This is a genomic window from Actinacidiphila yanglinensis (assembly GCF_900107965.1).
In the GTDB taxonomy this organism is placed as follows: domain Bacteria; phylum Actinomycetota; class Actinomycetes; order Streptomycetales; family Streptomycetaceae; genus Actinacidiphila; species Actinacidiphila yanglinensis.
In genome coordinates, this window is sequence record NZ_FNVU01000004.1 from 265458 (window position 1) to 283150 (window position 17693).

The 17693-nt window shown below is 73.9% G+C and carries 18 protein-coding genes; 6 read left to right on the forward strand and 12 right to left on the reverse strand.

Features of this window, described 5'->3' with window-relative positions; all coding sequences use genetic code 11:
• Window positions 1-154: 154 nt before the first annotated feature.
• Window positions 155-2617: an SdrD B-like domain-containing protein gene (locus tag C4U44_RS11005; RefSeq protein WP_200823212.1), complete on the reverse strand. Its 2463-nt coding sequence runs from the start codon at window positions 2615-2617 to the stop codon at window positions 155-157.
• Between the two features lie 160 nt (window positions 2618-2777).
• On the opposite strand from C4U44_RS11005, the gene C4U44_RS11010 reads away from it, so the two are divergent.
• Window positions 2778-3563 carry a hypothetical protein gene (locus C4U44_RS11010; protein ID WP_235031975.1) on the forward strand — a complete coding sequence of 262 codons (786 nt, stop codon included), beginning with the start codon at window positions 2778-2780 and terminating at the stop codon, window positions 3561-3563.
• Between the two features lie 36 nt (window positions 3564-3599).
• Here C4U44_RS11010 and C4U44_RS11015 read toward each other — a convergent pair whose 3' ends face one another.
• Window positions 3600-4943 (reverse strand): right-handed parallel beta-helix repeat-containing protein, encoded by a 1344-nt coding sequence (locus C4U44_RS11015; protein WP_103885518.1) that lies wholly within the window; start codon window positions 4941-4943, stop codon window positions 3600-3602.
• A gap of 110 nt (window positions 4944-5053) precedes the next feature.
• On the opposite strand from C4U44_RS11015, the gene C4U44_RS11020 reads away from it, so the two are divergent.
• On the forward strand, window positions 5054-6211 hold the full coding sequence (locus tag C4U44_RS11020) for a Dyp-type peroxidase (protein ID WP_103885519.1): 1158 nt from the start codon (window positions 5054-5056) through the stop codon (window positions 6209-6211).
• A gap of 60 nt (window positions 6212-6271) precedes the next feature.
• Here the strand turns inward: C4U44_RS11020 and C4U44_RS11025 are convergent, their stop codons facing one another.
• A complete protein-coding gene (locus C4U44_RS11025; RefSeq protein WP_103885520.1) occupies window positions 6272-6865 on the reverse strand; it encodes a phosphatase PAP2 family protein in 594 nt (197 codons plus the stop codon).
• Window positions 6862-7665, reverse strand: coding sequence for a DedA family protein (locus C4U44_RS11030; protein WP_103885521.1), 804 nt, complete (start codon window positions 7663-7665; stop codon window positions 6862-6864). The genes C4U44_RS11025 and C4U44_RS11030 overlap by 4 nt, the downstream gene beginning before the upstream one ends.
• Window positions 7666-7782: 117 nt before the next feature.
• Here C4U44_RS11030 and C4U44_RS11035 point away from each other — a divergent pair, with 117 nt between their 5' ends.
• The 3 genes from C4U44_RS11035 (at window position 7783) to C4U44_RS11045 (ending at window position 10485) form a co-directional block, all read left to right on the forward strand.
• Window positions 7783-8244, forward strand: a complete 462-nt coding sequence (locus tag C4U44_RS11035; protein WP_103885522.1) for a BlaI/MecI/CopY family transcriptional regulator — start codon at window positions 7783-7785, stop codon at window positions 8242-8244.
• Complete coding sequence (locus C4U44_RS11040; protein ID WP_103885523.1) at window positions 8241-9161, forward strand: M56 family metallopeptidase; 921 nt, start codon at window positions 8241-8243, stop codon at window positions 9159-9161. Before C4U44_RS11035 ends, C4U44_RS11040 begins: the two co-directional genes overlap by 4 nt.
• A 403-nt stretch (window positions 9162-9564) precedes the next feature.
• A complete protein-coding gene (locus C4U44_RS11045) occupies window positions 9565-10485 on the forward strand; it encodes a DUF2786 domain-containing protein (RefSeq protein ID WP_235031976.1) in 921 nt (306 codons plus the stop codon).
• Here the strand turns inward: C4U44_RS11045 and C4U44_RS11050 are convergent.
• The 7 genes from C4U44_RS11050 to C4U44_RS11080 all read right to left on the reverse strand — a co-directional run bounded on the left by C4U44_RS11050 (window position 10431) and on the right by C4U44_RS11080 (window position 16408).
• Window positions 10431-11747 (reverse strand): YhgE/Pip domain-containing protein, encoded by a 1317-nt coding sequence (locus C4U44_RS11050; protein ID WP_103885525.1) that lies wholly within the window; start codon window positions 11745-11747, stop codon window positions 10431-10433. The two genes, C4U44_RS11045 and C4U44_RS11050, sit on opposite strands and share 55 nt — an antisense overlap.
• 121 nt (window positions 11748-11868) lie before the next feature.
• Window positions 11869-12279: a VOC family protein gene (locus C4U44_RS11055; RefSeq protein ID WP_103885526.1), complete on the reverse strand. Its 411-nt coding sequence runs from the start codon at window positions 12277-12279 to the stop codon at window positions 11869-11871.
• Window positions 12280-12323: 44 nt separating this feature from the next.
• The gene (locus C4U44_RS11060; RefSeq protein ID WP_103885811.1) at window positions 12324-13328 is read right to left on the reverse strand and encodes a rod shape-determining protein; all 1005 of its coding nucleotides are present in this window, start codon (window positions 13326-13328) and stop codon (window positions 12324-12326) included.
• Window positions 13329-13375: 47 nt separating this feature from the next.
• Window positions 13376-13861 (reverse strand): DUF7144 family membrane protein, encoded by a 486-nt coding sequence (locus C4U44_RS11065; protein ID WP_103885527.1) that lies wholly within the window; start codon window positions 13859-13861, stop codon window positions 13376-13378.
• 273 nt (window positions 13862-14134) lie between these two features.
• The gene (locus C4U44_RS11070) at window positions 14135-14347 is read right to left on the reverse strand and encodes a dodecin (RefSeq protein ID WP_103885528.1); all 213 of its coding nucleotides are present in this window, start codon (window positions 14345-14347) and stop codon (window positions 14135-14137) included.
• A gap of 91 nt (window positions 14348-14438) precedes the next feature.
• On the reverse strand, window positions 14439-15842 hold the full coding sequence (locus tag C4U44_RS11075; protein WP_103885529.1) for a glutamate decarboxylase: 1404 nt from the start codon (window positions 15840-15842) through the stop codon (window positions 14439-14441).
• Window positions 15843-15952: 110 nt separating this feature from the next.
• Window positions 15953-16408, reverse strand: a complete 456-nt coding sequence (locus C4U44_RS11080) for a MarR family winged helix-turn-helix transcriptional regulator (RefSeq protein ID WP_103885530.1) — start codon at window positions 16406-16408, stop codon at window positions 15953-15955.
• Window positions 16409-16555: 147 nt separating this feature from the next.
• Between C4U44_RS11080 and C4U44_RS11085 the strand changes: the two genes are divergently transcribed.
• Window positions 16556-16984 (forward strand): nuclear transport factor 2 family protein, encoded by a 429-nt coding sequence (locus tag C4U44_RS11085; RefSeq protein ID WP_103885813.1) that lies wholly within the window; start codon window positions 16556-16558, stop codon window positions 16982-16984.
• Here C4U44_RS11085 and C4U44_RS11090 read toward each other — a convergent pair.
• A complete protein-coding gene (locus C4U44_RS11090) occupies window positions 16903-17679 on the reverse strand; it encodes a GNAT family N-acetyltransferase (protein ID WP_235031977.1) in 777 nt (258 codons plus the stop codon). The two genes, C4U44_RS11085 and C4U44_RS11090, sit on opposite strands and share 82 nt — an antisense overlap.
• Window positions 17680-17693: the final 14 nt, after the last annotated feature.

Here is a 17693-nt window from a genome sequence, read left to right on the forward strand (position 1 = left end):
GACGACGCGCGGCGGTGGAACTCATCGGTGCCCCCCGACCCCGCGACCGGAGTCGACCGCATGGCGTACGGCCGCGGCGAGGCGGGCCCGGGGCCGGGCGGACATGCCGACGGGCCGGTGCGACCGCACCGGCCCGTCGGAGGGACGCCGGGTGTCAGTGCTGCCCGGCGTGCCGCTTGCGGCTCACGTAGGCGAACACCGCACCCGTGCCGACCAGCAGGCCGACGAGGGCGAGGATCTCCGCCATGCCGGACAGACCGGTGTCCGCGAGGGTGCCGGACGGACTGCCGCCCTGGGCCGAGAGCGACGGTCCCGAACCGGTCGGCGGAACCGAGGTCGGCGACCCGGAGGACGGCGGAGCGGACGTCGGCGGTGTCTTCGCCGGGATGTAGACGCCCGCGTCGATCGTGTGGTCGACGCCTCCCGGCTCCGCCGGCGCGGTCACCGGCGCGGACCCGTCGCACAACTCGCCCTTGGTGGGCGGGGTCACGTTGGAGTCGTGCGCCCGGTCACTGCCGGCCCGCGGGAGGGTGAAGCGCAGCTCGGCGGCCGCCGGGGTGCCCGGCACCTTGCTGGTGTCCGAGGTGCACGTGTCGAACTCGACGGTGTACTTCGCGCCCGGCGTCAGCTGGTAGGCGGCGCCGACCCCGCCGAAGTAGTACTCGCCGTCGGCGTCGGTCGTGGTCGTGGCGACCTGCTTGCCGGAGGAGTCCAGCAGGTTGACCGTCGCGTCCGGCAGCAGCACCTGGCCGGGGTCCTGGATGCCGTTGTGGTCGCCGTCGTACCAGACCACGTTGCCGATCTGGATCGGGGCGTTCGCCGCGGCGTACGCGATGTCGCCGAGGCCGCCGGCCTTGCCGAAGCCGTTCTGCTCCTGGCCGACGAACTGGTAGGCGTTCGCGGACGTGTTGTTGCCCGGGCCCTGACCGGTCGTGAGGTCGTGGTAGCCGGTGCCCGAGGTCTCGACGTTGACGGTCGGGTCGAACTCCGTGCTGACGACGGTCTGTTCGCGCGGGATGTGGGCCACCGCGCCGAGCGCGGTCTCCTGGTGCCCGCCGACGTAGAAGTCGCCCGGGAAGTACTCGACCACGCCGCTGTCCTCGCCGTCGTCGTTGCCCGCGGTGGCGTGGTTGGGGCAGTTGCCGGTGCCCTCCCACGCGTACCCGCCGGCGGCGTCGGCGCAGGCCATATTGATGTCACCGCCGGACATGCCGATCTCGGCCGTGCTGTTCAGCGGGCGGGGGTCCTGCCCCTTCGCGCTGAGGACGTCCATGAACCGGTCGCGGAAACCGAGGACCATCGAACCGTCGTTGGCGAAGGCGAGGCCGGACAGCTCCGGTTGCGGGTCGATGAAGGCGTTGCCCAGCTTGTGCTGGTCCCAGGTGGCGAGGTCGGTGTTCCACGGGTTCCAGTGGGTGGCCTGGTCGGCGTCACCGGCACCGGTGAAGACCGTCCCGCGCTTGTCGGTGAGCGTGTGGGTCAGCACGCTGCTGAACCGCTTGCCGTCGTAGGCGTAGACGACGGCCTTCAGGTCCGCGCGCTGCTGGGTGCTCTCCGCGTCGCAGACCCCGCCCACGTACAGGGTGTTGTCGTGGACGCTGAGGGCGGACGGCCGCCAGTCGCCGGCCGTCGCGCACCCGGGGTCGGGGATCGGCACCGTCGACTCGGGCGAAGAGGCGGTGTCCCCGGTCGCGTCGAAGCTCACCAGGCTGCGGGTGAGCAGGTTCACCGCGTACAGCGTCGAGCCGTCCTCGGACAGGGCCAGACCGCCGATGCTCTCCTTGCCCGGCGCGTTGGTGAACCCGGGGTCCTTGATCATGTCCGCGGTGTCGTGCGGCGTCACCGCGGCGCCCGGCACCGTCGCGAACAGCTTCGCGCCCCCGCCGTCGGCCGGCACGGTGTAGATCGCGCCACCGCCGTCCGGTCCGTACGGGGCGTAGCGGCGGGCGAACGCGCTCTGGAACAGCCGGCTCCGGTACCGGTCGTACGCCAGCCCGAAGGTGGTGCCGACCTCCGCCTGCGTGTCCAGCGTGGTCGGGCACGACGCGTCGGTGGGGCAGGTGCCCCGGACGTTCGTCCCGAACGCCACCAGGGCGCGGGTGTCCGTTCCGTTCGCACCGTTCTGGATCGGCACGAAGTACCGCGAGTCCGGGAGCGTGTAGTCGGCCGCGTCCCAGACCCCGGTGATGACCGAGGCGTCCTGGCCGCCCGAGACGTCCACGAAGCCGGTGAAGCTGTCGAAGTGGTTCGCCGCGGTCGAGGCGGGCGCCGCCCGCAGGTAACCGTCGTAGGGCGCCGGCACGCTGACGTCGACGCGGTAGCGGCCGCCGGTCAGCTCCGCCGACGGTGCCACCACGACCTTCCCGGTCGCGTCCGTGGTGCCGGTGACGTGATGGCCGGCCAGGTCGGCGACGTCGACTTTCATGCCCTGCTGGGGCACGTCCGTGGTCGCGTTGATCACGCCGGTGCCGAGGAAGTCCCGCAGCACCTCGACGGTCAGCGTGCCGTCAGAAGTCGCGGCGCCGGCCTGCCCGGCGCTCGTGATGATCGTGCCGGTGGCGGTGCCCATCAGGAGGAGACCCGAGAGCCCCACCCGCACCAGCCCGTGTAATGGCATGGAGTTCCTTTGTTCGTTCCCCGTCGACGCCGACCGTCGACGCACACCACATAAACCTCAGAAGTCACGTTACAAGTTGACAGAGTGTCAAGTATCGGAAACGCAAAGTTGCCAGACGTGTCCTGAGTGGGAACTGTTAGCATCGCGCCGCGTGGGGAGCATGAGAGTCACGAGAGGTCTCCCGCGGGGCGCAGCAGGCCGGCGCCGCCCGCGGCCGCGGTTACGCCGGGCGGCAGTCGCCCTCGTCCTCGCCGCCGCGGCGGCGGCGACCGCGCTCGTCCTCGCCGGCAACAGCGGCGGCTCCACCGGCCGGCACGCCCTGAACCCCGACGAGGCGAACCGGCTGGCGATCACGCGGTTCCGCAACTACCAGGCGGGCGGCCGCGCGGTGACGCTCACCGTGCCGAGTACCGCGGGCGGGCTGGTCGTCACCGGGTCGATCGACTACCGCGTAGGTATCGGGTACGGCGTGGTGCGCGGCAGCGGGCGCGACACGTCCAGCGACGGGTTGATCGAGTGGACGTCCACCACCGTGCTCGTCCACCCCCTGGCGGACGCGCCGTCGGCGGCTCCGGTGTCGCCACCCGCGTCCGGCTGGTACGGCCGTCCGCTGACGACGTCCGGCAGTTCACTGGACAGCTCGCTGGCCATCGCGCTCGGCCTGGGCAGCGACCGGCCGGACAACGCCGAACTGCTGCCCCAGAACGGCGCCGTCCGCGTCGGGCAGGACACGGTGCGCGGCCACCGGGTGGATGTCATGGTCGGGCCGCGCTCCAGTGCCGCCAAGGGCACCTCGGGCACGGTGCGTTACTGGATCGGCCCGGACGGCACCATGTACCGGGTCCGGGCCGGCGTGGCCTCCGAGTCGCAGCCCGTGGTCATCGACTTCGACACCCAGAAGTACGTCGCCGTCCGGCCGTTGCCGGGCGTCTCCGCCACGCCGTGACCGCCGCGGGCCTCGCACACCCGCCGCCGTCCTCGCTCACGAGACCTGTACCCGCGCCCCGTCGGCGAGCAGGGACGTCGACGGCAGCGGGACGCTCGCGGTGTCCGGCAGCGCCGGAGCGGCCGGCACCGCGGTGGCGCCGGCGGTGGTGGCGTGCGGGAACTGCGGTTGCGGACCGGGCGCGGCCACGTCGGTGAACGGGATGCCGGCCGGTGCCGGCGGACTCGTCCACGTGCCCGACGGCGTGCGCGACGTGCCGGGTACGGGACAGGCCGCGGTCGCCGCGATGCGGGCGGGCTCGGTCGTGCGGAGGGTGTTGCCCTGAAGGCAGTTGCCCTGCCCCTGGGTGGCGTGCGGGAACGTCCAGCCGACGTCGACTCCGTTGGCGCCGAAGGTGTTGCCGGTGATCCGGTTGCCGTTCGGCGGGATGTCGACGGTCGCGGTGATCACGAACCCGGCGTCGGTGTTGCCGGTGATCCGGTTGCGGAGGAACTGGTTGCCGCTGCCGCCGTCGACACCAATGCCGATCCCCCAGCCCCCGTCGGCCTGTTCGGGGGTGCGCGGCTGCTGGTTGTCCGCGACCAGGTTGCCGGCGACGACGGCGCCGCGCTGCGGGAGCAGCTTCTCCTGGTGGTCGGAGTCGGTGGTCAGACCGACGCGGTTGCCGACCAGGCGGTTGCCGACGACGTACATGTCGCCACTGGCGTTGGTGCCTTCGTAGCCGACCGCGTTGAGCTCGGCGACGTTGTCGCGGACGACGACCTGGCACGGCTTGCACTGGCCGACGTAGATCCCGGAGTCGGCGCCGCCCGAGGCGTAGGAGTGCTCGATGACACCGTCCTGCGCGGAGAAGGCGTAGATGCCGTAGAGCCCGTTGCGGGTCGCGGTGACGTACGAGACCAGGAACGACTTCAGGAAAGTGACCGGTTCATCTCCCGTGTCGTAGCCGCCACTTCGGCCCGGCAACCCGGCGACGGCCGCCGCCGATCCGGTGACCAGCACGCCGTTCTGCGTGTTGTTCTCCACGGTGAGGTTCTCCACCGCGACCCCGGGCGCGGCGACGACGACACCGTTGGCCTGCCGCAACCGCCCGTCGATGACGACCTTGTCGCGGGAGGCGCCGCGAAGGGTGACGCGGGCCGTGTCGATCCGCACCGACTCGTGGTAGACGCCGGGTGCGACCAGCACCAGGTCGCCGGGGCGGGCCAGCGACACCGCCGCCGAGATGGTCGGGGCGTCGGCGGGCACCCGGATCGTCACGTGCGCGCCGTCGGGCCGCCGGCCCTTGTCCGATCCGCCGCCGCCACCGCTGCTGCAACCGGCGAGAAGGGTCAGCACGGCCAGCACACCAGCCGTCACGCGAAGCGCTGATCGACACATGATCCCCAGTCTGGCACGGCAGTGAAATGCCTGAGGGGACACCGGAGTTGCGCGGTACGAAAGAGGGAGTCGGGCGGCACGCACGGGGCGGGTGTGGCACGCTGCACACCATGCGCCCAGCCGATCACCACCCGTCACGCCGGAGATTCCTCGACGCCACCGGCGCCTTGGCGGCCATCGGCCTGACCGCCGGGTGCACGGCGGACTCCGCCCGGTCGGACCCGCACCAACCCTCGCCCGCCGCCACGCCGGCGCCGGTTCCGCCGACGGGCAGGTACCAGGCGGGCATCACCCTCCCGCAGCCCGCCCAACCCCACCTGCTGGCCGTGGTCGCCGACCTGGCCGCCCACGCGGCCGCCGGCCCGCTGCTGGCCGAACTCGGCCAGGCCGTCAGCGCGCTGACCGCGGGAACCGACGCCCGGCTGCTGGGCATGCCGCCGGGTGACCTCACCGTGACGATCGGGGTCGGCCCCCGGCTGGTCCGCACGGCCGGCCCGTCCCTGCCCGGCGCGGCCGACCTCCCCCGCTTCTCGCGCGAACGGATCGACGCCCAGGCGCGGGGCGGCGACCTGCTGCTCCAGATCTGTGCGAGCGACGCCCTGTTACCGGCGGTGGTCGCGACCGCGCTCCTCGACCGGGCCGGCGACCGCCTCCGCGAACGCTGGCGCCAGTCCGGACAGCGCGGCGCGAACATCCCCGTGGACAAGTCCCGCACCGCGCCGCGCAACCTGCTCGGCTTCATCGACGGCATCGTGGGCCCGCACACGACCGCCGCGCAGGAGCGGAACCTGTGGCTGGCCGGACCGGCCCCGGTCGCCGGCGGCACCCTCGCCGTCGTGCGGCGCATGGAACTCGACCTGCCGCGGTTCGCCGCGCTGTCCGTCGCCGAGCAGGAGGCGGTCTTCGGCAGGCGCCGGGAGTCCGGCAACCCGCTGTCGGGCGGCGCCATCACCGCCGACCCCTCCCTCGGCGCGAAGACCCCTGACGGCCGCTACCTCATCCCCGCCGACGCGCACGTCCGTCGGGCGAACGCCACCGTGGTGGGCGCCGGCCTGATGCTCCGCCGCTCCTACAGCACCGACCAGCCGACGGCCGGGCTGCTCTTCATCAGCTTCCAGAACGACATGCGGACCTTCACCGACACGCTGACACACATGGACGACTCCGACGCGCTCCTGGGCTTCACCACCGCCACCGCCGGCGGGACCTTCCTGATCCTGCCCGGGTTCGACGCGCGGCGGCCCCTCGGTTCCACGCTGTTCCGCTGAGTGCGGCCCGCCGCCCGCAGGGGCAGTAGCGGAGCCATCCGCCGCCGGCGGTGCGGCCGTTCAGGTGCGGCGGCGCTGGGGGCGGAGGCGCGGCGGGACCGCGAGCGCGGGGAGCCGCAGATTCGCGCGGCGGACGCCGAGCATCAGGACCCAGGCCAGGAGGCCGCCCCATGCGAGGCCGGCCAGGACGTCGTGGGGGTAGTGGACGCCGATCCAGACGCGGGAGGCGCCGAGGGCGAGCGCGAAGGGGACGGCGATCAGGCCGAGCCGGCGGTCGGCGAGGAGGAGCGCGACCGCGGAGGCCGCGGCGATCGCGGCGTGATTGCTGGGGAAGGACCAGTCGCCGAGCCCGGGACATGCCTCGACGGTCGCGGTGACGTGCAGCGTCCGGCAGGGCCGCTGCTCGGAGACGAGCGACTTGACGAGGTCGTTGGCGAGGAAGACCGCGACCACGACGACGGGTACGGCGAGCACCGCCACCATGCGCGCGCCGCCGTACGACCGGGCCCGCCACCAGGCGGCGAGCATGAGCACGGCGAACAGCCCGAGCCCGTAGTCGCTGAACAGGCGGATCGTGTCGTCGAGCGGGCCGGGGGTGTGCTGCGCGAGGTGCACGACCCAGCGGTAGAGGCCCGCGTCGACACGGGAGTTCACGAGCCGTCCCGGGAGACGGCGGCGGCCCGCTCGCCCCGCCCGCGCTCGCGCCTTCCGCGCCGCATCTCGACGGCGAGCGGCACCAGCGACACGACGACCACGACCGCCACGATCGGCAGCAGGTAGTGGTCGACGTTCGGCACGGACGAGCCGAGCCCGTAGCCGGCCAGCACCAGGCCGACCGCCCAGACCGCGCCACCGGCCACCTGCCACAGCGTGAAGGTGCGGACCGGGACCGCCAGCGCACCGGCCAGCGGGTTGAGCACGGTGCGGACCACGGGGACGAAGCGGGCGAGCACCACGGCCCGCGCATGGCCGTAGCGGGCGAGCAGTTCGGTCGCGCGCGCCGCGCCTTCGTGCAGCCTCCGGTTCCGGGACCTGGCCAGCAGCGCCGGGCCGGCCCTGCGACCGAGCACGTAACCCGTCTGGGCGCCGAGCAGGGCGCCGGCCAGCGACGCGCACAGCACCTGCCACAGGCTCAGGTGCACGGCACCCGAGGCGCCCGGCACGGACAGCAGGCCCGCGGTGAACAGCAGCGAGTCGCCCGGCAGGAAGAAGCCGATCAGCAGCCCGGTCTCGGCGAAGAGCACGACCGCGATGCCCAGGGCGCCGAAGGAGGAGAGCACGGAACTCGCGCTGAGCGGGTTCAGGGCGAGCGGGGTCGAGGCGAGGTGCACGGCCCCATGGAGGACGGGGTGGGCGGGCGCGTGGAGGGGCGCGTGGAGGGGTGCGTGGAGGGGTGCGTGGGCGGCCGCGGCGGCCACGTTTCGGGCGGCGAGTACGGGTGCGGGCAGCGGCATGGCGGTGAAGCCCTCCCATAATGGTTCCGGGGACGCCTCGCGGCACCCCGACCGACTACAGTGATGTAGACGGTCTACAGCACTGTAGACGAATGAGCCGGAAGGGGCGATCGAGCCATGCCGGAGCCGAGCGTGGGCCGCCGCCCCTCGGGCGAGCTGGAAGCGAGCGTCCTGGCCGCGCTGTGGGCGGCCGACGGCCACCCCCTGACCCCCGCCGACGTGCAGCGCGAACTCGGCACCGCGCTGGCCCGCACCACCGTCACCACGATCCTGGCCAGGCTCTACGAGAAGGGCTCCGTCAGCCGCACCCGCTCCGGCCGCGGCTACGCCTACCTCCCGGTCCAGGACTCCCCGGGGCTCGCCGCCCGCCGGATGCGTACCGAGCTGGACAAGTCGACCGTCGACGACCGCGGCACCGTGCTGGCCCGCTTCGTCTCCGGGCTGGGGCCCGACGACGAGAAGGTGCTGCGCGAGCTGCTGGCGCAGGCGGGCGGGCCGGCCGCCGCCGACGGGGGCCCGGGACCGGCAGCCGCCGGCGCGGCTGCCGACGGCGGTACCGGGGACGGGGGGCCGCGGTGAGCATCGCCGTCTGGCTGCCGCTGCTGCTGCCCCTGCTCGCGGCGCCCGCCGCCCGGCGGCTCGCCGACGCGCTGCCGCCGCGTACCGCCGCGTTGCTGCTGGCGGTGTCCGCGGTGCTGCTCGCCGCGTGCAGTACCGCCGCGCTCGGGCTGCTCGCGGGGGCGGGCGCGCTGCGGCTGCCGCCGGTCGCCGCGCTCGGCCACCTCGTCCTGCCCGTGGTCGGCGACCAGGTCACCGTGCCGGCGGCATGCGTCGCCGCGGCTCTCCTCACCGCGGTCGCGGTCGCCCTCGTCCACGCCGTCCGGCGCCACGTCCTGCTCGCGGACCGGGCCCGGCGCAACGCCGAGCAGGTGGGTACGGCCGCGGGCGACCTCACCGTGCTCAGCGACGCGCGGCCCGACGCGTACGCCCTTCCCGGGCGGCCGGGGCAGCCCGGGCGGATCGTCGTCACCTCGGGGATGCTGCGCGCGCTCGACCCGGCCGAGCGCGAGGCCCTGCTCGCCCACGAACGGGCCCACCTCTCCGGGCGCCACCACCTCTTCCTCACCGCCCTCGCGCTGGCCTGCGCCTGCCACCCGGCGCTCCGGCTGCTGCGGGCGCCGCTGTCGTACGCGCTCGAGCGGGGCGCGGACGAGGCTGCCGCCGCGGCCGTCGGGGACCGCCGGCTCGCCGCGCTAGCGATCGGGCACGCCGCGCTCGCCGGGCGTCCGGCGCCTCGGCCGTACGCCGCGCTCTCCGTTGCCACGGGGCCTGTGCCGCGCCGGGTGTCCGCGCTGCTGTCCCCCCGGGCCGCCCGCACGCCACGGGCCATCGCGCTCCTGCTCGCCGCCGTGGTCACGCTTTCCGCGGGGTGCGCGCTCTATGCGGCGGTCGACCTGCACGGGTCGATCGAGGTGGCGCAGGGGGAGCCCCGCTAGGCCCGGTGGGACTTGAGGGGACCCTCCCTTGGTGGGTGGTGCGGTTTTCTCGGGACCTTTTTGTGGTGGGGGTACGGCGGGGGTTCGCCGTTGTGGGTGACGGTTGAGCGCCGAGGGTCCGCCCGGTGGGGGGTGCTCGCGCAGTTCTCCCCCAGGGCTTCGCCTGGGAGGTACCCCCAGCGCGCCCCTGGGTGGGTGCCCCTGCGGGGGGCGGGAGAATGGGGGCGTGGAGTGGGATGAGGCGTGGAGCCGGGCGGTGTGGGGTGGCGAGGGGGAGCGGGATACGGCTGCCTCCGTGTTGGCGGCGGCGGGGGAGGGGTGGACGGGGGTTGCCGTGCGGACGTTTGGTGAGGTGGTACGGGGGGCGGTCGCGCGGGGGTGGGCGGACGAGGATCTGGTGCGGATGGCCGGGCGGGAGCTCGGGGAGCCGTCGCACCGGATGGCGCGGGCACTGGCAGCCGCGCCCGGGCGGAAGTCGCTCGGCCGTTTCGTCGACGGGGAGCGGCTGGACCGTTTCTCCGCCGCGCACACCTTCGTCGAGCTGCTCTGCCTCTACGCCGCCCTGCCCACGATCACCGCACCGACCCTCCCCCCGCCGGCCCGCCCGGCCGAAGGGGTCGGCGGCAAGGCCCTGGCCCGTATCCGCGCCCTGCTGGCGAAAGCGGAGTCCACCGGCTTCCCGGAGGAGGCCGAGGCGCTGTCCGCGAAGGCCCAGCAGTTGATGGCGAGGCACAGCATCGACGCGGCCGAGCTGGCCGCGGCGCACGGCGGCGGCGCGGACGCCCCTGCCACCCGCAGGATCGGCGTGGACCGGCCGTACGAAGGCGCGAAGGCGCTCCTCCTGGACGCGGTGGCTGCCGCGAACCGCTGCGAGTCCGTCTGGTCCGCGGAGTACGGCTTCGCCACGGTCGTGGGGCACACCGCCGACCTGGAGGTGGTCGAGGTGATGTTCACCTCGCTGCTGGTCCAGGCGGACCGGGCCCTGCACCGCGGCCGCTCGTCGCGCTCCCGCGACTTCCGCGAGTCCTTCCTGATCTCGTACGCCGCCCGGGTCCGGGAGCGGCTGACCGCCGCGACCGAGGCGGAGGTCGCCGAGGCGGCCCGCGCGTCGGGGCCGGGCCTGCTGCCCGCGCTCGCCGCCCGCGACCTCGCGGTGCGCGACGCCACCCGGCACCTCTTCCCGCGGACCACCGCCACTCGGCTCAAGGGCCGTGACCCCGACGGCTGGCGCGACGGCCGCACCGCCGCCGACCGCGCCCGCCTGCGGGATCAGGTGCCGCCGACCTTCTCGGGGTCGATCCGGAACAGGCCGCGGCGGTCGTAGAAGTGGGTGACGCCGAAGCCGAGCACCAGTCCCACGACCAGCCCGACGCAGAGCCACAGCCAGGCGCGTTCCAGGCCGGCGTTGCCGCGGGCGTCGAAGTAGAGGATCGCCCGGACCCCGCCGGTGATCTGGCGCATCGGTTCGAACCAGGCGAGGCCGCGGTAGAACGCCGGCACGGCTTCGAGGGGGATCGTGGCGCCGGCGGAGGGAAGCCCGAGGGCGACGAAGAAGAACATGGCGACGAGTTGCCCGAGCGTCCCGAAGATCGCCGTGATCGCCTGCACGCCCACGCCCACCACCGCGCCGGCGCAGACGGAGAACACCCACAGCAGGAACAGGTGCGGCATGTCCAGATCGATGATCACCGCGGTGGCCAGCACCACCACGGACGCGGTCAGGACGGACAGGGCCAGCGACATGACCATCTTGACGGCCAGGGTCCGGACCCGGCTGATCAGCACCGGCGACCGCATCCGCCGGAACGGCCCGAACTCGCTGGGCGCGTAGCCGAGTGCCGCGTCCACGCCGTTGCTGATGATGTTGGCGCCGAGGAAGCCGCCCAGCACGAGCACCAGCGTGTAGTAGAAGGAGGTGAGCCCCAGGCCGGTGCGCACGCCGATGGTGTGGCCCGGCGCGCTGGTCGTGGTGACCGGGTCGTCGAGGAGCATCCGCTGCGCGGTGTTCGGCCGGGCGCCGGTACGGGTCAGCCGGTCCAGCAACTGGGCGCCGATCTGCCGGGAGGCGGGCGGCACCACCGCCTGGGTGGCGGTCGTGGCCAGCGAGGAGGCGAGGCTGCCGGCGCCGGGGTTGGTGAGCAGGACCACGTGCGGCTGGCGGATGTTCGTGGTCGAGGCGCCGGGCCGGATGATCGCGTTCAGGGAGGCGGTGAAGTCCGCCGGGACGGCGATCCCTCCGTACAGCCGCCCGGAGTCGAAGCGGTCCTTCGCCTCGGCGGGCGTCAGCACCTCCCACTTGATGCGGTGCCGCGGGTTCGGAGCGGTGGCGATGCCCTGCACGAACTGCGTGCCGATCGGGCCGGTGTCCTGGTTGACCAGGGCGATCGGCAGGTTCCGTACGTTGCCGCGCGGGTCGGCGACCCCGCCGGAGTAGATCAGCGCGAGCAGGAAGGACACCAAGGTCACCAGGATCGAGGGCAGCGCCCAGACCGGCCATTTCCCCAGGATCTGCCGCGCGGTGACCGCCGGGGGCGCGTACGCGGGCGCGGGGTGTCCATGCGGCGGCTTGGCGTGGTGCTTGGACACGGACGGCCTCTCCCGGTGCCTTGACCGCGACCCGCTACGGGGCCCCGGACGTGGGGTGCGGAGATCTCCTCAAGGGTGGCCCGCCCCGCCGCCGCACACCCCTGGAGTGCCGCCGGGCGGGTTACGCCGGGTTCGCGCCCCCGGTGTCCGGGCCCTCGGCGTCCTGGCCGTGCCCGGTGTCGATGACGCAGAAGCGGTTCCCCTCGGTGTCCGCGAGCACCACGAAGTCGGCGTCCTGCGGATAGAGGTCCCAGTCCACCCGCCGCGCGCCGAGCGCCACCAGCCGCTCCACCTCCGCGGCCTGGTCGGCCGCGTCGCCCGCGTACAGGTCCAGATGCACGCGGGGGTACTCCTGCACCGGGCTCTCGCTCAGCCCCAGCGACAACTGCGGGCCGGTACCCGACGCGGGCACCAGCACCACCCAGTCCGCCGCCATCTCCTCGCGCGGCACGTAGTCCAGCGCGCGCGTCCAGAACTCCGCCGCCCTGGGTACGTCCTGGACGCCCATCACCACCGAGCCGATTCTCACCATGCCGTCATTCAACCGCCCGCGCCCCTCGGGCGCGGGCGGTTCCCTCATGCCATCAGCGGGCTGAGCACCATGGGGCGGACCTTGCCCTCGATCATCGCGCCGAGTCCCCGCACGGCGACGGTGTCGGGGTTGGGGGCGACGTTGACCGGCATGTTCGTGGCCTCACGGAGCATCAGGTCCAGGCCGGGCATGTGCGCGCTGCCGCCGGCCAGCATGATGCCGCGGTCGCCCAGGTCGGCGACGAGGTCGGGAGCGCAGCGGCGCAGCACGGACGTGATGGCGTCGAGCACCGCGTTGAGCGGGGGCCGCATCGCGCTGCGCACCACCTCGGTCTCGACCATGACGGAGCGGGCCAGCCCGCTCGCCACGTCCCGCCCGTACACCTCGGTCGTGGCGGTCCCGCCGGCGGTGGGGGCGCCGAGCGCCTGGTGCAGCGGCCGCACGGACTGGCTGGGCAGCATCAGCGCGTGGTTGCTGCGCAGGTGGTCCACCACCGCGCGGTCGATCGCGTCGCCGCCCACGGGCACGGTCTCGGCCGCCACCAGGGAGCCGAGCGAGAGCACCGCGACCTGCGTCGTACCGGCCCCGCACACCACGATCATGGTGGCCTCGGGGTGCTCCACGGGCAGCCCGCAGCCGACCGCCGCGGAGATGAGGGTGTCCACCATCTCCACCCGGCGTGCGCCGAGTCCGTACATCGTCTCGACGGCGGCACGGCGCGCGATTGGGGCGCTGCCGTGCGGCATGCAGACCGCCGCGCGCATCACCGGCGAGCCGCGCAGCCGCATCCAGCGGCGGCCGAGCTTGCCGCCGAGGACGTGCCGCAGCATCCGCTGGGCCATCTCGATGTCGACCACCGCGCCGCCGGCCACCGGACGGGCCACCCGGATGTGGTCGGGGGTGCGGCCGAACATCGTCTCGGCCCGCTTGCCGACGGCGATGAGCGCGCCGGTGCGGGTGTCGATCGCCGCGACGCTCGGCTCGTCGACGACCAGGCCGCCGCCGCGCAGGTAGACCCGGGTACGGGCGGCGCCGATGTCGACCGCCATGGTGCAGCGGCGCAGCTGCCCGAGGGTGGGGTAGAGGGCGGTGGGGGTCACAGCGCACCGCCGTAGGGGAGGTTGCGCGGGTGGTATGTGGCCAGCGACCAGATCACGAACGTGTCGATCGCGACCATGATGATCGCCCAGATCGGCTGGTAGGGCAGGAACATGAAGTTCGCGATCATGTTCAGGCCGGCGATGAAGATGCCGAGGTAGCGCGCCCACGCCAGGCCGCGCAGCAGGCAGTAGCCGACGAGCAGGGCGATGACGCCGAGGACCAGGTGGATCCAGCCCCACGCGGTCACGTCGAACTTGTACACGTAGTCGCCGCGGGTGCGCACGTAGACGACGTCCTTGGCGATGCCGACGATTCCCTCCAGGACCGCCAGGATGCCGCCGACCATCAGCATCAGTCCGGCGAAGACGGTGCCGCCGGCGGCCCACGCGGTGCGCGACTCGTCGCGGTCGCGCGGGGGGCGTCCGGCGCCCCCCGGCGGTTGCGCCCCGGGGGGCGGACTTGCGGTGGTGTCGTGGCTCATTGGCGGTCTCCCGAGAGCGTCGGCGTCCACGGCGGGCCCGCCCGGTCCCGGCTGCGGGGTGATCCGCACGAACCAGGGCGAGAACCTGCCCTCTAGTCACGAGGATTGGCCCGGCCGCCGGGCACGGCGAGAGATGTTGGGCCGAACGAGCAGGCGCCGCAGGCGGGAACGCCCCCGTACGGCGCGTCGCCGCGCGGTACGGGGGCGTTCGGGAACGGGGGTACGGGGCCTACGGGGCGGGAGGGTGCCGAACTGTGCCGGACGGTGCCGGGGTTACGCCTCCTCCAGCCGGAAGCCCACCTTCAGGCCGACCTGGTAGTGCTCGATCTCCCCGTCCACGATGTGCCCGCGGACCTGGGTGATCTCGAACCAGTCCAGGCCGCGCAGGGTGCGCGACGCACGCGTGATGCCGTTGCGGACCGCGGCGTCGACACCCTCGGTGGAGGTGCCGACGATCTCGGTGACGCGGTAGGTGTGGTCAGCCATGGCGGTGCCTTTCGTGTGGGGGGACGGCCGGTCGGTCCCGGCGGGTCGGTGGCTCGGGGTCGGTCGCTCCTGGGTCCGGCGGGTGTGCGGCTCAGTGGTGGAACGCGGTGGCCACGGACTCGGGGCGGTTCAACGGGTGCGGCTGGCGGCGCAGTTCGGGCAGCAGCCGGGTCACGTCGGCGATCAGCAGGTCGGCCAGGTCCTCGGAGAAGCCATTGCGGCACACCAGGCGCAGCACCGCCAGGTCCTGGCGGTTCGCCGGGTAGGTGTACGCGGGGACCAGCCAGCCGTGCTCGCGCAGCCGCCGCGACACGTCGAACACGTCGTACGCCGTCACCTCCGGTGTGGTGGTCACCGCGAACACCGGGAGCTGGTCGCCGGAGGTGATCAGGCGGAAGTCGCCGAGTTCCACGAAGCGTTGGGCCAGGCTGGTGGCGACGTCACGGCAGGACTGCTGCACCGCGCGGTAGCCCTCCTTGCCCAGCCGCAGGAACGAGTAGTACTGCGCGACGACTTGGGCGCCCGGGCGGGAGAAGTTCAGCGCGAAGGTGGGCATGTCGCCGCCGAGGTAGTTCACCCGGAAGACCAGCTCCTCCGGCAGCGCGTCGGCGTCGCGCCACAGCGCCCAGCCGACACCGGGGTAGACCAGCCCGTACTTGTGGCCGGAGGTGTTGATCGAGGCGACCCGCGGCAGCCGGAAGTCCCATTCCAGGTCCGGGTCGAGGAAGGGCGCGATCATCCCGCCGGAGGCGCCGTCGACGTGCACGGGGATGTGGATGCCCGTGCGCTGCTCGTAGTCGTCCAGGGCCGCGCAGATCTCGGCGACCGGTTCGTAGGAACCGTCGAAGGTGGAGCCGAGGATGGCCACCACGCCGATGGTGTTCTCGTCGCAGAGCGCCAGCGCGGCCTCGGCGTCCAGGTGCAGCCGGTCGCCGGTCATCGGCGCGAGCCGGGCCTCGACCTCCCAGAACGTGCAGAACTTCTCCCAGCACACCTGCACGTTGGCGCCCATCACCAGGTTCGGCCGGGCGGTGCCCGGGTAGCCCGGGGTGCGCTGGGACCAGCGGCGCTTGAGCGCCATCCCGGCGAGCATGCACGCCTCGGACGAGCCGGTGGTCGAGCAGCCGACCACCGAGTCGGGGTCGGGGGCGTTCCACAGGTCGGCGAGGATCGCGACGCAGCGCCGCTCGAGTTCGGCCGTCCGCGGGTACTCGTCCTTGTCGATCATGTTCTTGTCGACGCACTCCGCCATCAGCACGTTGGCCTGCGGCTCCATCCACGTGGTGACGAACGTGGCGAGGTTCAGCCGCGAGTTGCCGTCGAGCATCAGCTCGTCGTGCACGAGCTGGTACGCCGCGGTGGGCGTCATCGGGCCGTCCGGCAGGCGGTGCTTGGGCGGGGCGGTCTGCATGCCCCCGATCGGATCGGCGGCGCCGAGGTAGAACGGGTTGACGGAGACGTCGTGCTGTGCGCCAGACCCTTTGTGCAGCGACATGCGGGGGACCCTCCCGGCAGCGGGGCGGCGCCGGCCGGGCCTTCGGACGCCCGTACGGTCGTACCGCCGTACCCGCACGACGTTACGGTGGATCGCCCCGGGCCGCAGCGCTACGACTCCCGTGGGAGCAGGGCCTCCTGGGTGAAGCGGTGCAGTGCGCGGGCGAAGGCCTCGGCCTCGGCGGCCGGCCAGTGCGCGAGGTAGGCGTCGAACCGCTCGGCCAGCCGGGCGCGCATCCGGGCCACCACGCGCTCGCCCTCTTCGGTGAGCACCAGCAGGCTCGCACGGCGGTCCGCCGGGTCCGGCTCGCGCCGCAGCAGACCGGCGCCCTGCAGGCGGTCGGCGTGCCGGCTGACCACGGAGCGGTCCAGGCCGATGTCGTGGCCGAGCCGGGCCGCGCTGCGCGGGCCGCCGCGCGCGAGGCCGCTCAGCACGGGGTAGGTGGCCTCGTCCAGGGCCGGGCCCAGGCCCGCGGTCAGCTCGCCGTACACCACGGCGCGTGATTCCCGGCGGACGATGTCCCCGAAGTCCTCGGCGATCCGCTCCCCGGCGGTGGATTCGCTCATCGGCTCAGCTTAGGGCTGTGCCGGGCCCGGACCGGCCTTCCGAGGGACAGGAGCGGGCTGCATCCGATGAAGCGTGCACGAAGCACGCGTTTGGACTAGGGTGAATCTGAAGAGCGTGCACGGAGCACGCTTATGGAGGGAGTCGGGATGAACGGGAACGGGCAGCGGGAGGCCGGCCTCGCGGAGTTCGTGGAGCGCGCCCTCACGGAGGTCTGTTTCGGCGGCGAGGAGGAGTACCCGCTGGAGCCGACCGTCGCGCGCTACTTCCATCCGGGGTACCGGCAGCGGGTGGACGGCGAGGTGCTCGGGTACGACGAGTTCGTCGCGCACCTGCGGCTGGTCCGGGCCCGGGTCGCCCCGGGCAGCAGGATCGAGGTGCACGAGGCGCTGCGGGACGGCGCCCGGATCGCGGACCGCCACACCGTGCACGTCGTCAAGCCCGACGGCGGCCGGATCGAGACGGACGTGTACCTCTTCGGCGAGTTCGCCGACGATCAGCGGCTGCTGCGGGTCGACGAGGTCTCGCGGATGGTCTCAGGCGGCGCGGAGGACGCCGACCTCGGCTCCGCCCGCTGAGCGGCCGCGGCCAGCGGCCGGTAGGCCAGGCCGAGCGCGCGGTAGAGGCGCAGGGCCGGGGTGTTGGCGTCGTCGACGACGAGGGCGGCCAGCGGCCGGTCGGCCAGGGCCTCGCGGAGCAGGAAGGCACAGGCGGTCCGACCCAGGCCGAGGCCGCGGGCGGACGGCGCGGTGGCGACGCCCGCGAGGAAGGCGACGTCGGGCGCGCACCAGGCGAGCGCGGCGACCGCGGCGAGGCGGCCGCCGGTGCGTACGCCCGCCCAGCGCTCGCCCGGTCCGCAGCGGCCCGGGTAGGCGTAGGAGGCGGGGAACGCCTCGTCGAGGAGTGCGGACGTCTCGTCCGCGTCGGCGGCGGTGAGCCACGCGGCGCCCTCGGCCGGCCCGTCCGGCGGCCGGTCGGTCTGCATCCAGCCGAAGTCGGCGACCGGTGCGAGCCCCGGTACCTCGGCCACGACGGCGCGCAGCAGCGCCCGGTCCCCGAACGGCCGGAAGCCGGGCCCGATCCGCGGCAGCACCACGCGGACGAGGGGCACCGCGTCCGCGGCGGGGCCGGCGACCACCAGCCGGTCCCGGCCGGACAGCCCGGGCGCGGCGACGGCGACCGCGTCGCCCCGGATGAAGACGCGGGAGGCGCCACCCGGTTCCTGGGCCGCCCACCGCACCAGGGGGTCGAGGGCGGCGGCGGGCGCGGGCACGGGAACTCCTGACG